Below are 12460 nucleotides of genomic sequence, written 5' to 3'. Positions count from 1 at the left end.
GTTATTTATCGAATTCTATGATTCACTGTCTTTTCTCAAGGTAAGACGATACCTCCCCTATTCAACCAACTCAGGCTGGAAGCGCTGGGCTAATATTCGCGTAGCTTTCACAGGATCAATCTCGTACACAAGCAGTTCCTCGCCCCCTGAAGCTGCCACACATAGCCGTTCTCCCGTAGGTGAGATCAGCGTCGTCGTCACTCGTTGATTCGGAATCGCGTAGTTCACGCTGGCGAAGTAGATGTTGTTTTCCAAGCTTCGGCAAACCATTGCCCCATTGTAAAAATCGGGATTGCTGACTTCCCCTGTAAACATCGGATGGAAAACAATGCTCGCTCCACGGCGTGCCGCCCACCGTACCGTCTCTGGATATCGCCATCCCTCATGGCAAATGACAATGCCAAACGACACACCCTCTATCGTAAACAATTGGCGCCCTTCGCCCGGGACATAGTCAAACTGATCCTCATCAGGATCGATCTGATTTTTGATTTGCAGCCCAAGATCTTCTCCCTGTTTCCCCACCACAAAGGCGACTAGATGATAGCCTCGCTCATCCTTCCATTCCATCGGTAAAATGACGGCGAGCTGGCGTTCCTTCGCCAGAGCACGGATCTCTTCCAAAGCTCTCCGTTGTACCTCATGATCGTATGCTTCTACTTCATAGCCTACACCGCGCAGCCCCGGAATCACCGATTCAGGAAAGCAAATTAGATCGCAATTGTTTTGCGCAGCGTTGATTATCTGCTGCTTGATGATTTCAAGCCCCTCCGACGCTGATTGGGGAAACCTCGTCTGAGCCAAGCCTATTTTCATGGGGAAATCCCTCTTTCTATGGAAGATTTCTTTTTAACCTCGTGAAAAATTCAAATCTATCAGCCTGTTCAGGCAGAGCAGACACCTGTGCATCCCCCAGCTCGAGGATAGTCCACGAGCTATTTTCCAGCTTGGCGATGTCCATAGTAAAAAAGCGGCTCTTGATTTTTTTCGCTACTTCTAAAAATGGCTGGAGGTCTGGCGGCGTATCGTCATATTGTCCTTCCTCCCAGTAATTCGCCATGTACATGGGGTCGCCATCCAAAAAGAAAACGCGATATTCCTGAGATAATGGCATTTTGCTCTGCGAGTGATGGGTCAAAAATTGAAGCTTCACAAATTCTCGAAAGACGATTCCCTCATTCAACTCATCCTGTTGCAGCTCCAAAAATCGACTGGTCACTTGCTGTACCTTTTCTTTATCGGAAGCATCGGGAATATAGCAAGCCTCATTCCAATCGTGCTTTCGAGATTTCACATAATCTTTGATCATGATCGGAGCCTGTCCAAATCTATTTACGATCCGATGCACGTTTTCAAATGACGCGTCTATCTCTTCTTTGTGCAGCCAGACTGACAGTGGTGTGAAATCTTTGATGACTTCATAAGATTCAGGCAGGTAATGGCAATGCACGTACTTTTCGGGTGTATTGATTAACGCTATATTTTTGGCTAGCAGGGCGTCGTACAATTTTTGGTACAGGAACGGTTTTAGCATCCATCCCCTGTAGATAGCCATTACTTTTTCAGGAGAGGGTTGGATTTGTTTCACAGCCGCCAACGGGTTGTCCTGGTATATCAGTTGTTCCAAGCTGATCAGATGAATGTCAAAACCGAGTTGTTTTGCGCACATATACTCATATTCGTAGGTTTCATCGACTTTGTTTTCTTGAAATGGCTGGCTGCAAAATAAGACTTTCATCTGCACGATCCTCCTCCAAATGCTAGAGAAAAACAAGGAGAAAACAGGAATTTTTAATATCATTCCATTATACAAAATAATTCTTCCCATGCAAAAAAACCGTCAAGACTATTCCTGACGGCTCTCTCATTTTGCTGGCTTATCGCTTTTGAACACGTAAAACAGGTACTTTTTTTGGTTCAAAGGTGTCTGCGAGTATCTTCTCTTGGATGACATTCAGCTTGAGCAAGCTCGAAATTTTCCCGGTATCCGCCTTCGACATGAGGCGCCAAAGCGAAGGATCTGGCAAGGCGTTGTAAAGGCGCTCATCGTTGTATTCTCGCCGCTCCTGATAGGAGATCAGCAGCTTGTAATCGCCTTCCTCTGCGCTGCCTGCTTCGCTGTAAGCTTCAATCAGTTTACTGCGCAGCTCGTTCAACTCTTCCTCTACCTGCTTTTGAATTTCCTTCAACTCGTAGTAGCGAGCAATCGGTTGGTCCATCCGCTCTTCCTCCTTTGGTTACCCCTGTACCCAAAATCCATATGAGAAAAAGTCGGTTGGTAGAACCATTCGCTGGCAACGAAAAACAGCCTCCTTTTTCATTTCCGTCATGAAAAGAAGGCTGTTTTATCAAGCTCTACAATTTTTTACTTTTCAATCATCGTGTTGATCGCTTCACCCGGGTGTTTTTTCAAGAAAGTAGAATACTCTACTTCCCATGGATTCCATTTGCCTTCCCCTTGGTAGCCCCATACGGAGTTGATGCGGGAAACGGTATCAGTGTTGTTCATACCTACAAGTCGTTGCTCCCCTACCAGCTCAAATGTACCGTTCGTATCCATATCGACTGGAGTCAAAGAACCGAATGGATAGGAGAATACAGAAACAGCATCTTCGGTTGGCTGTACTTTCCCTGCTTTGTCATACAGCTTGGCCGCTACGTATACATCCTGGTTGGCACTAACGTCAAGCGTCAGCGGCTTATCCAGGTGGGAGCCTTTGCCCTCTACTTTAAAGCCATCCACGAATTTCCCCTCGTAACGGATTCCTTCGTTTTCCTTTTCACCAAAAATCACGGCTGGCTTGTTGTTTTCAAAGGTAGCGATTACGTGGCTGTAAACACCACCGCTTCCGCCAGTCGCTGTTTTCACGAAGGCATCGGCAACATGATCACCTGTGAAATCTACGAGAGTCAGCTCCCCTTCATAACCGCCCAGCTCTTTGATAGCTGTTTGGCTATACGCGCCGGATTTTCCGTCTTTCACTACGATGTTCATATTGGAGGAATAGATGTCATCCGCTTTTTCTTTTTCGCCAATCAGGTATACGACGTCATCCTTCTTATCGCCATTCACATCAGCCGTTTTTTGATCGATCACATAGGTGTTTTTCGCGAGCTTCAATTCAGCTGCCGCAGAGAACAGCTTTCCTTTTTCAGAGTCTGCGTGTGCTACCTGTGTATTCATTGCAGAAAATCCAGCTACGCCTACAACTCCTGCAAGCAGCAAATATGTAACAGGCTTCATCCATTTTTTATTCATCGTTATGGCCTCCACTAGATGGTAAGTTATTGGTTACATTTACTACTATAGGACGAAGCCTGATCTATTTCGTTACAAAAGGTTTACGAATGATATACAAATAGTAAACAGCACGTTCCTTCACGTTATCCAGCACACTTTGAAGTGCTGATACATGAACGATGTGATTTCAACTGGATTTTAAAATATCAAAAAAACGACCAGACGTAAGCATCTGGTCGCTCCTTTTATTCGGCATCTGCTGTCGAAGCAATCGGCTGCACGCCCATGCTCTCCAGCTTTTCATAGATATCCTTTAATTTCGGATTTCCCTCACCGACAATTTCCCCGGAAATTACGACAAGCGGATACCATAAATCTTCCTCGATAATGCGATTCGCCCAGCTTTTGTCATCGTCTGTCTGCGGCTGTTGAAAGTCGCTATAAACGATGCGGATGCTGTCACTCCCATACTTGCGAGAGAGTGCGGCCTCCAGCCACTCGGCTGTTTCCTTTGCAGATGGCAAATTGACGCAGCTTGCGCACAATTGCTCTGTCCCAAAAACCTTGATATCGACAGTCACTATATCCGCCCTCCCCCGGGTCAGCTAGCTTAGGACAATGCTTGGTCCAGATCCTCGATCAAGTCCTGCACATCTTCAATACCAACAGAGATACGCACCAAGCCATCCGTAATGCCCAGCTCAGCACGGCGTTCTGCCGGGATAGAAGCATGTGTCATGCGTGCAGGTACGCTGATCAAGCTCTCCACTGCACCCAGCGATTCTGCCAGCGTGTAGTATTTTACCTTTGCCAACACTTCGTCAGCACGCTCTGCGCTGCCTACGTCGAAGGAAATCATACCGCCAAAGCCACGCGCTTGCTTTTGAATCAGCTCATGACCGGAATGGCTGGACAGACCAGGATAGATCACGCGCTTGATGTCGCTGCGCTCAGACAGCCATTTTGCTATCGTACGTGCATTGTGCTCATGCTCTTCCATTCGAATTCCCAGCGTCTTCATACCGCGGAGCAAGAGCCAAGAATCTTGTGGTCCAAGCACACCGCCAATTGCATTTTGCACAAAATGGAGGTCTTCGCCCACTTGGGCATCTTTTGCTACAACCAGACCTGCTACTACGTCGCTGTGTCCGCCCAAATATTTCGTTGCACTGTGGAACACGATGTCAGCCCCGAGATCCAGCGGATTTTGCCAGTATGGTGTCATGAACGTGTTGTCTACCACGAGCAGTACGCCTTTTGCTTTCGCGATGCCTGCCAACGCGCTGATGTCGCTTACTTTCAGCAGCGGGTTTGTCGGTGTTTCCATAATGATGGCTTTGGTTTCCGGGCGAATTGCCGCCTCAACTGCTGCCAGATCACTCGTATCTACATAGGTTGCTTCCAGACCCATACGGGAGAATACGCGCGTAACGACACGGTAAGTACCACCGTATACATCGTCACCTACCACGAGATGGTCGCCTTTGTTGAACAGCGAAAGGATCGTGGAGAGTGCAGCCATACCAGAACCAAATGCAAAGCCGCGTGCGCCGCCTTCGATTTCTGCGATGTATGTTTCCAATGCGTGACGGGTCGGGTTCCCGGTACGGGAGTATTCGAAGCCCTTGTGAACGCCAATTGCTTCCTGTTTATAAGTGCTTACCTGGTAAATTGGAACGGATACGGCTCCCGTATGTGGATCTCCATCGATTCCGCCGTGGATCAGACGAGTTTTGATACGCATCTTAAATTCCTCCCTGGTAAATTTTCTTGCTTAGATAACGTTCGCTGCCGTCAGCAAACAGTGTAACGATGTTTGTCCCTGGAGCTGCTTCTCTTGCTTCGCGCAGTGCCGCTGCCATGGCTGCACCTGAGGAGCTGCCTACGAGCAAGCCTTCCTTGGCAGCCAGCTGCTTGACCAGATCGAATGCTTCCACATCGAGAATCGTGTGAATGGCGTTGAAGTAGCTCGTATCCATGAACGGAGGCAAAAACTCCATGCCGATCCCTTCTGTTTTGTGCGGGCCGGATTCTCCCCCATTCAAGATGGAACCTTCTGGCTCGACAATGACCGTTTTTACGTTTGGATTTTGTTCCTTCAAGTAGCGAGCAGCACCCATGAAAGTACCGCCAGAGCCCGCGCCTGCCACAAATACGTGTACTTGGCCGTCCATTTGACTCCAAATTTCCGGACCTGTTGTTTTGTAGTGTGCGTCTGGATTCGCCGGGTTAGCAAATTGCTGTGGAACAAAAGCACCTGGAATCGATTCTGCGAGTTCTTTTGCCTTGGCGATTGCACCCTTAATCCCCAGCTCTGTCGGTGTATTGACGACTTCTGCTCCGAGGGCACGCATCAGCTCTTGCTTTTCCTCGGAAAACTTCGCTGGTACGCAGAAAATGACTTTATAACCGGTTCCTACAGCGGCCAGCGCTACACCAATGCCTGTATTTCCTGCTGTCGGTTCAATAATGGTACCACCTGGGGCCAATTGGCCGTTCTCTTCTGCGGCACGAATCAACTCCATGCCGAGTCTGTCTTTTACGCTGCCGCCTGGGTTAAAATATTCCAGTTTGGCGAACAAGCGGACACCCTCTGGGAGCTCAAATTGTGTAATTTCGACGATCGGCGTATTACCAATCAGTTCCTTCACATTGCGAAATACGTTCACGAAGATCTGACTCCTTATATTGAAGTACTTGCTTCTTTCTTTTTTATTATAACATGCAAAGATTACAAAAAGTCCATGCTACTAAACTTCGGTGTGTCAGCGGAACTTCAAAGTGTCAACAGGGCATGTAAGCCATGGATTTCTCACCATAGTATGATTATAATAAAGGAGAGGTTGGAAAGGAGTGAATGTAACATGGATATCATGGATCAAGTACAAGAAGTTCTCGATAAACTGCGTCCTTACCTGCAACGTGACGGCGGAGACGTACAACTCGTTGATGTAGAAGATGGCATCGTGAAGCTGCGCCTGATGGGTGCTTGCGGTAGCTGCCCTTCCTCTACCATCACCCTGAAAGCAGGAATCGAGCGTGCACTGGTGGAAGAAATCCCAGGCATCAAAGAAGTTCAACAAGTATTCTAATCCAGTCACATCGACATGAAAGCAGCTACAGCAACCGCGTAGCTGCTTTTTTCATTTCCCCTTTCCCCTTCCTTTTTCCAAAAAGGCAATGACACGCTTCCCGTATTCGTCAGGAACTAACGCATAGCTGCGGACGTGACCCGCTCGCGGTACGATCCAAATCTCGGAATCTTCGTCTTGGGTCAGCTCAAAGAGTCGTTCGCTGTTTACCATGGGGATCGTTGTATCGCCTGTCCCGTGTATAAAAAGAATCGGTTTGTTCGCTTGCTTGACTGCCTGATACGGATTGACGTCTCGCGGGTTGGCTCCAAGCAAAACAGGACATAAGGTAAGGATGAGCCAGTTGAATGGAAAGCGGGGCAGGCCCGTCCACTGCGGCAAGTTCTCAGCCAAGTATTCACGCAAGGAATAGAACGGTGAATCTGCCACAATCGCAGTGATGCGCTCATCCACTCCGCCAACCATCAAAGAGGTTGCCGCCCCCATGGAAAAGCCGACAAGACCAAGTCTGTGCTCTGGCTTCTTCGCTGCTGCAAAATCGATGGCCCCAAGCAGGTCTTGCTGTTCACGTAGACCAATTGTAGTCAGTGCTTCGCTGGACTCCCCTGCGTTCCGAAAGTCGAACAGCAATACATCAAAGCCAGCCTCGACAAGTCTTGCAGCCAGAGACAACGCTGGCAAATGTGGCTCTAATCTGTTTTGACTGTACCCGTGAGCAAAGATCAGCGTATTCCCATTCGAAACTCGCCCATTTTTTTCTGCCGACAAGTACCATCCAGCCAACGAGATCGTCGTTTCCCTGCTCGAAAAAACAACGGGCTCGACCTGTTCAATTCCAAAATCTCGGGGTTCCATGTGAATCGGCTTTCGTACAGGATGCGTCAAGCGCCAGGTTACGTGAAACGAAACGGCTACTGCTGCAATCAAGAGAAGCACGAAGAGGCCTGTAATGAAAACAAAGAACGTGTTCATACGGCAGTCAGTGGTCCCCTTCCACTTAGCACCTCTACGATGTTAGCAGCAGCCAGCCTCGCCATCTCCGCCCTCGTTTGCACAGTTGCACTACCGATATGCGGCAATGCTACTACATTCGGCAGTTGCAAGAGCGGGTTATCCATCGGGACAGGCTCGACCGCAAAAACATCCAGGCCTGCCGCCCAAATCTTTTTGTCTACCAACGCTTGATACAGTGCGGCCTCATCTACTGTCCCACCACGAGAAACATTGATAAACACTGCGGTTTCTTTCATGAGCGAAAATTGTTTTTCCCCCATCAACATGCGTGTGTCCGCTGTCAGCGGTGTAAGCAGAACGACGTAATCGGACTCTTGCAGTAGCTCCGCCAAATCGGCATATCGTGCTCCTGTCTCTTGCTCTGCCTGCGGTTTGCGATTCCGGTTGTGATACAAAATTCGCATGCCAAATCCTTTGGCGCGTCTCGCCACAGCCTCTCCAATCCGCCCCATGCCAATAATCCCCAGAGTCGAACCATGTACATTTTGTCCAGCCATGAGGGTCGGACTCCACGATGTCCACTCCCCCTGCAATAAAAATCGATTGGCTTCCGTCAATCGGCGGCCTGTTGCCATCAATAAAGCGAAAGCCAAATCGGCTGTAGACTCCGTCAGCACATCGGGCGTGTTGGTTACGATGACCTCGTGTCGTCTGCACGCTTCCAAATCAATATTGTCGTAACCGACCGCCATGTTCGCCACGATTCGGAGTCGTTTTGTACTCGCCAAAAATTCTTCGTCCACTCGTTCTGTCAGCATGGTCAAGACGGCATCTACATGTTCAATCTTTTCCAGCAACAATTCGCGCGGGATCGGAGCATTTTTTGTCCATTGCTCGACCACTGCTACTTTTTCAAGCATCGCGATCACTTCAGGATTGAGTTTCCTCGTAACGAAAACTTGTTGCTTGATCATCTTTTTTCCTCCACAACCAATCAATTTGTGGAATGGATACGTCATAACGCTGTGCAATGAATAGTGGGAACTTTCGAAGTCCGTCTTCCATTTTGGTTAGCTCGTCTTCCAGCTGCGTTTGCCATGCCTGGATGTTGACTTCTTGGCGCTCTTCTACCGGCAACTCCATGTAAGTCTCGACGAGCTTCAAAAACCTGCCTGGGTAGAGCATGAGTGCATAAATCACGGCATATTCAGCTGGCAGCAGAGCAGAGACGCTGTTGTAGCCGTCGAGAAAGCTGGACACAGCCTCTTCATTCCAGCCGTTTCTCTTTGTCTCGGCTTTAATCCACTGCCCCACATCGCGAGTACGCATATCAAGAACCCAGTTCCATTCACCTGCCATTAGACGTACATCCTTCTCTTTCCATAGCATATACCCTTGATCAAAATTTTGGTAGGCTACTTTCCCGAGACTCGCTGTTTCCTTCACGACTTTATCGTATCCGGCATCCAACAAATATTGAACGGACAATTCACCGAGCTGAGTAATGTACGTGAAGCAGGTCAACAAATATTCATCCATTGGCGCCAGCTCTACATTTTCCTCATCCATTTCATCCCGGTATTCATTAAAATTCCGCAGCTTTTTGCGCCACATGCTCGGCCAGTTGCCAAGAGAGCTGTAGGGGATAAACATCTTGTCAGATGAAAAATCACTCGTGGCCTGATGGAACTTTGCGAGTGACTGACCACTGGCATAATATGGATTCTCGGGCACTGCCTCTCGCACGCCTCTGTATAAATAGTAAAGCTGCTCATCATCGACGATGTGAGCCTGCCCGCTTGTTGTGTTCACCAGCTTTAACAAGCGAATGTTTTGCTGTTGACTCAAATGTTTTTTTACTTTCTCAATAAACTTGCTTTTGTATTTATATCCGGCTGGCGCCTCGAACATGTAGTAAAGGCCTCGATCCGTTTCCAGTACCTTGCTTGCCCCCGTCGTCCGATATCCCTGGAGTTCAAAACCATACTTCTCCTGAAGAAGCTCTTTTTCTTCCATACAGTTGTTCACCCTCCTTGCATACTGCTCTTCTGGCATTGTATGTCGTTAGATCGGGATAGGTGCCTATCTGTATGCAGATACTAGATGCATTCATGCCGACTTTCTGGGTGCTGAAAAGTCGACTTTTTGAACACGCACGTGAAAAAGGAGGAACCACAAGCATGAGTGAGCATCCACTAAATAGCGAGAGTTGTCTGGACTTCGTTATTGAGCTTTTGGAAAAACGAGGAGTCAGTCTGAACGACATTGCTGAAATTGTCATGTTCCTGCAGTCGAAATACATCCCGGACATCTCCTTGGACCTGTGTCTCGACAGTGTGGCGTCCGTCTTGAAAAAACGCGAGGTCCAAAATGCGTTGCTGACCGGGATTCAGCTCGACATCCTCGCAGAACAAAAGCAGCTGCTGCCCCCGCTCCAGGCGATTATTGAAACAGACGAGCCGCTATACGGCATAGACGAGGTACTCGCCCTCGCCATCGTCAACCTGTACGGGAGCATCGGATTCACCAACTTCGGTTATGTAGACAAGCTGAAGCACGGCAAACTCGCCGAACTCAACGACAAGCGTTTTGGTGTCCATACTTTTTTGGACGATCTCGTCGGAGCGGTCGCAGCCGCCGCCTCCAGCCGCATTGCCCACCGCCAGAAGCAGCAGGAAGAATGCGCAGAATCATAGTGAGATTCGTCGCTGCCATTCAGGCAAGTCTACCGCAATATGGGTAGGCGCAGCATGATGCTTGTCTGCTTCTTCGCGTGTGGAATAGCCGGTCAAAACGAGCAAGCTGTCCAAGCCGCTGTTGGCACCTGCCTCAATGTCCGTATACAAATTGTCCCCGACGATCAGCGTGTCAGCCGCTGCAGTACCAAGCTGATTCAGAGCGTAACGGACGATGATGGACTCCGGTTTGCCAATCACTATAGGTTTGGTCGCGGAGGCAACAGAGACGGCTGCCACCAGTGAACCATTGCCGGGGAACAGACCAGCATCTGTCGGCAGGGCAGCATCTGCATTTGTAGCGATAAAAGTTGCTCCTGCACGGATAGCACGTGCAGCGATCGCCAGTTTTTCATACGTAAACGCACGATCGATCCCGACAATGACATAAGCCGGATCTTCTTCTGTCATCACATAGCCTGCATCCGTCAGCTGATCATGCAAGCCTGCCTCTCCAATCACGTAGACGCGTGTACCCGCTGGTGCCTGCTCTCGTAAATAGGTAGCGGTCGCCATGCTCGTGGTATACACGTCCCGAGCTTGTGCTTCTATGCCCATTGCTACCAGCCGTTCTGCGACGTGCTGTGCAGAGGCTGAAGAATTGTTGGTCAGGAACAAATACGGAATCTGATGAGTTTTTAAGTGGGTGATGAATGCTGCTGCTCCCGGAATCGCTTCTTTTCCCCGATAAATTGTTCCATCCAGATCAAGCAAGTAGCCTTTATATTGTTTCACGTTGTTCCATCTCCCATCTGTTGTAGTAAGCCGGTTGTACAAGCTCTCCCCTCTTAGTGTAAACCTTCGTCCTACCTATCGCAAAAAAACAGGAAACGGCCTTCAGCCGCTTCCTGCTTTTTGTCTAGTCTCTTCCACTTAAAGCCACGATTTCAATGGTTTAAGACCTTGTTATTTCTTGAATTTGACCATCATTGGCGTGCCGTCTTCCAGGTTCATTTCCCCTTTATGACGGACATACACGACCTGGTTTCCTGGAAATGTCGGAGGATTTTCGGGATCAAAATCCCGCCAGTTTTTTTGCTTGCCAACTGCGTACTCCATGTATTGCGTCGCGTTGACAAGCACATTATCATCATCATCTGCCTGTACATCCGGCGCCAACTGCTCGATTTTTCCATTACGGATGCCGAGCTTCTTAATTACTTTGTCGTGTTGATAGTCATACGCTTGGATGACGACATCATCACCGTACACTTGCAAGCGCAGCCCTTGCTTGAAAGCCCCTCCATCCGGCGTGACTTTTTCGCCGCCGTCTGGACCAGCTGACATCCATCCCGTTTCAATGCCGCCCGTGTTTACGACGGTAAAACCGCGTTTGTCTCCGCCTTTGACTTTCTTTTTGCCTGCCCAGTCCGGAAGGTTCAGATCCCAATGGGTGTGACTCGTGAAGAAAACGACTTGCGGGTAGTCTTTCAAGATGTCAAGGAGCTCGTCCACATTCAGGTAATCGTTCAAGTATGGATTTTGTCTGGAGCCGGAGACACTGTCCGGAAGCACATGGTGGGAGAATACGAAAATGGGCTTATTCTTGTCCTGCTTGCTGTAATGCTTCAGATTTTCTTTCAGCCAATCCAGTTGCTCGTCGCTCATGTATACTTCATCCCACAATTTTGGATCGTGGTATTTCATGTATTTTTCTGTGCCGAGGAAGAGAAAGGGATATCCATTGATTTCTTTTTGGTGATAAACCTTGTCTTCTCCGCTGAATTGGTAGAAGTTATCGAACAACTCTTCTTCCGTTGTGCCGTTTGGCCAGGTACTTTGTGCAAGCGTTTGGGGATTCTTCCACTTCGGCACATAAAACTCATGATTACCGATGCTGTACCACACGTTGTCAGGGTGAGGATTTTTATCGAGCACATCTTGCACGGCTTGATATTCAAAATCGTAGCCGCGAGGAGTAATATCACCGTTAATGATCAGCGCTTCGGACTTTGGATTTTCCTCATTGATGTCTCGCAAAACGTGACCAAAATCTCGGAGGTCACCTTGGATGTCACTGATCACGTCAAATGTCATCGTCATCTTTTTCTCAGAAAATTTGTCATTTGCATGAGCGGAATCAACGACTGGCAGGATTCCACCCAACAAGATGGCAGAAGCGGCTATACTTGATACCATTTTTTTCATTACGGATCTCTCCTCATCTGTTTTTCGTCACGACGGCTATCCGGTTAACCAGTATTATCCTGATATCATTCCGCCTTTCTGTTGTTTTTCTGTGTTTTTTGTTGTTTTTTACACCATAAATAGTAAATGTCCAACATAAAGAAAACGTTAAAACAACATTAAGATTGCTAGAATGGAGCAAAAAGGTACTTAATGCCTGCTTGATTATAGAAAAAAAGGCACAGGGCCTTAACCGAATCCTGTACCTGCGCATCAGGAAATTCTTGTAAACAAAAGAAAAAAATCCACCC

The 12460-nt window shown here is 48.3% G+C and carries 14 protein-coding genes; 2 read left to right on the top strand and 12 right to left on the bottom strand.

Features of this window, described 5'->3' with window-relative positions; genetic code table 11:
* Positions 1 to 57 precede the first annotated feature (57 nt).
* The 7 genes from EL268_RS05495 to EL268_RS05465 all read right to left on the bottom strand — a co-directional run bounded on the left by EL268_RS05495 (position 58) and on the right by EL268_RS05465 (position 5910).
* Positions 58 to 816, bottom strand: coding sequence for a carbon-nitrogen hydrolase family protein (locus EL268_RS05495; protein ID WP_106653594.1), 759 nt, complete (start codon positions 814 to 816; stop codon positions 58 to 60).
* Positions 817 to 832: 16 nt separating this feature from the next.
* Positions 833 to 1738, bottom strand: coding sequence for an ATP-grasp domain-containing protein (locus EL268_RS05490; RefSeq protein WP_106653593.1), 906 nt, complete (start codon positions 1736 to 1738; stop codon positions 833 to 835).
* A gap of 139 nt (positions 1739 to 1877) precedes the next feature.
* On the bottom strand, positions 1878 to 2219 hold the full coding sequence (locus EL268_RS05485) for a hypothetical protein (protein WP_106653592.1): 342 nt from the start codon (positions 2217 to 2219) through the stop codon (positions 1878 to 1880).
* 146 nt (positions 2220 to 2365) lie between these two features.
* Positions 2366 to 3259, bottom strand: coding sequence for a hypothetical protein (locus tag EL268_RS05480; RefSeq protein ID WP_106653591.1), 894 nt, complete (start codon positions 3257 to 3259; stop codon positions 2366 to 2368).
* Positions 3260 to 3486: 227 nt separating this feature from the next.
* On the bottom strand, positions 3487 to 3822 hold the full coding sequence (locus EL268_RS05475; RefSeq protein ID WP_047072988.1) for a YuzD family protein: 336 nt from the start codon (positions 3820 to 3822) through the stop codon (positions 3487 to 3489).
* A 29-nt stretch (positions 3823 to 3851) separates the two neighbouring features.
* Entirely contained in the window at positions 3852 to 4985 is a 1134-nt protein-coding gene (locus EL268_RS05470) for a bifunctional cystathionine gamma-lyase/homocysteine desulfhydrase (RefSeq protein ID WP_106653590.1), read from the bottom strand.
* Position 4986: 1 nt separating this feature from the next.
* The gene (locus EL268_RS05465; RefSeq protein ID WP_047072992.1) at positions 4987 to 5910 is read right to left on the bottom strand and encodes a PLP-dependent cysteine synthase family protein; all 924 of its coding nucleotides are present in this window, start codon (positions 5908 to 5910) and stop codon (positions 4987 to 4989) included.
* A gap of 195 nt (positions 5911 to 6105) precedes the next feature.
* Between EL268_RS05465 and EL268_RS05460 the strand changes: the two genes are divergently transcribed.
* A complete protein-coding gene (locus tag EL268_RS05460; RefSeq protein WP_007715787.1) occupies positions 6106 to 6333 on the top strand; it encodes a NifU family protein in 228 nt (75 codons plus the stop codon).
* Between the two features lie 51 nt (positions 6334 to 6384).
* On the opposite strand, the gene EL268_RS05455 is transcribed toward EL268_RS05460, so the two are convergent.
* The 3 genes from EL268_RS05455 to EL268_RS05445 are packed head-to-tail and all read right to left on the bottom strand — an operon-like array spanning position 6385 to position 9303.
* Entirely contained in the window at positions 6385 to 7305 is a 921-nt protein-coding gene (locus EL268_RS05455; protein ID WP_106653589.1) for an alpha/beta hydrolase, read from the bottom strand.
* The gene (locus tag EL268_RS05450) at positions 7302 to 8261 is read right to left on the bottom strand and encodes a 2-hydroxyacid dehydrogenase (RefSeq protein WP_106653588.1); all 960 of its coding nucleotides are present in this window, start codon (positions 8259 to 8261) and stop codon (positions 7302 to 7304) included. Before EL268_RS05450 ends, EL268_RS05455 begins: the two co-directional genes overlap by 4 nt.
* Positions 8218 to 9303: a protein kinase family protein gene (locus EL268_RS05445; protein WP_106653587.1), complete on the bottom strand. Its 1086-nt coding sequence runs from the start codon at positions 9301 to 9303 to the stop codon at positions 8218 to 8220. The genes EL268_RS05450 and EL268_RS05445 overlap by 44 nt, the downstream gene beginning before the upstream one ends.
* Before the next feature lie 164 nt (positions 9304 to 9467).
* Between EL268_RS05445 and EL268_RS05440 the strand changes: the two genes are divergently transcribed.
* Complete coding sequence (locus tag EL268_RS05440; RefSeq protein WP_106653586.1) at positions 9468 to 9983, top strand: phosphatidylglycerophosphatase A family protein; 516 nt, start codon at positions 9468 to 9470, stop codon at positions 9981 to 9983.
* Here the strand turns inward: EL268_RS05440 and EL268_RS05435 are convergent.
* Together EL268_RS05435 and EL268_RS05430 are read right to left on the bottom strand one after the other, a co-directional pair.
* Positions 9978 to 10757: a TIGR01457 family HAD-type hydrolase gene (locus EL268_RS05435; RefSeq protein ID WP_106653585.1), complete on the bottom strand. Its 780-nt coding sequence runs from the start codon at positions 10755 to 10757 to the stop codon at positions 9978 to 9980. The genes EL268_RS05440 and EL268_RS05435 overlap by 6 nt on opposite strands.
* A 171-nt stretch (positions 10758 to 10928) precedes the next feature.
* Positions 10929 to 12170: a DUF4073 domain-containing protein gene (locus EL268_RS05430; protein ID WP_106653584.1), complete on the bottom strand. Its 1242-nt coding sequence runs from the start codon at positions 12168 to 12170 to the stop codon at positions 10929 to 10931.
* Positions 12171 to 12460 lie beyond the last annotated feature (290 nt).

Source organism: Brevibacillus brevis (genome assembly GCF_900637055.1).
GTDB lineage: Bacteria > Bacillota > Bacilli > Brevibacillales > Brevibacillaceae > Brevibacillus > Brevibacillus brevis.
Note: the sequence above shows the minus strand (reverse complement) of the source record. Positions and strands in the feature narration are given on the sequence as shown.

Coding starts and splice junctions, on each gene's coding strand:
- EL268_RS05495 (WP_106653594.1), bottom strand. CDS start 816: ATGAAAATAGGCTTGGCTCAGACGAGGTTTCCCCAATCAGCGTCGGAG.
- EL268_RS05490 (WP_106653593.1), bottom strand. CDS start 1,738: ATGAAAGTCTTATTTTGCAGCCAGCCATTTCAAGAAAACAAAGTCGAT.
- EL268_RS05485 (WP_106653592.1), bottom strand. CDS start 2,219: ATGGACCAACCGATTGCTCGCTACTACGAGTTGAAGGAAATTCAAAAG.
- EL268_RS05480 (WP_106653591.1), bottom strand. CDS start 3,259: ATGAATAAAAAATGGATGAAGCCTGTTACATATTTGCTGCTTGCAGGA.
- EL268_RS05470 (WP_106653590.1), bottom strand. CDS start 4,985: ATGCGTATCAAAACTCGTCTGATCCACGGCGGAATCGATGGAGATCCA.
- EL268_RS05460 (WP_007715787.1), top strand. CDS start 6,106: ATGGATATCATGGATCAAGTACAAGAAGTTCTCGATAAACTGCGTCCT.
- EL268_RS05455 (WP_106653589.1), bottom strand. CDS start 7,305: ATGAACACGTTCTTTGTTTTCATTACAGGCCTCTTCGTGCTTCTCTTG.
- EL268_RS05450 (WP_106653588.1), bottom strand. CDS start 8,261: ATGATCAAGCAACAAGTTTTCGTTACGAGGAAACTCAATCCTGAAGTG.
- EL268_RS05445 (WP_106653587.1), bottom strand. CDS start 9,303: ATGGAAGAAAAAGAGCTTCTTCAGGAGAAGTATGGTTTTGAACTCCAG.
- EL268_RS05440 (WP_106653586.1), top strand. CDS start 9,468: ATGAGTGAGCATCCACTAAATAGCGAGAGTTGTCTGGACTTCGTTATT.
- EL268_RS05430 (WP_106653584.1), bottom strand. CDS start 12,170: ATGAAAAAAATGGTATCAAGTATAGCCGCTTCTGCCATCTTGTTGGGT.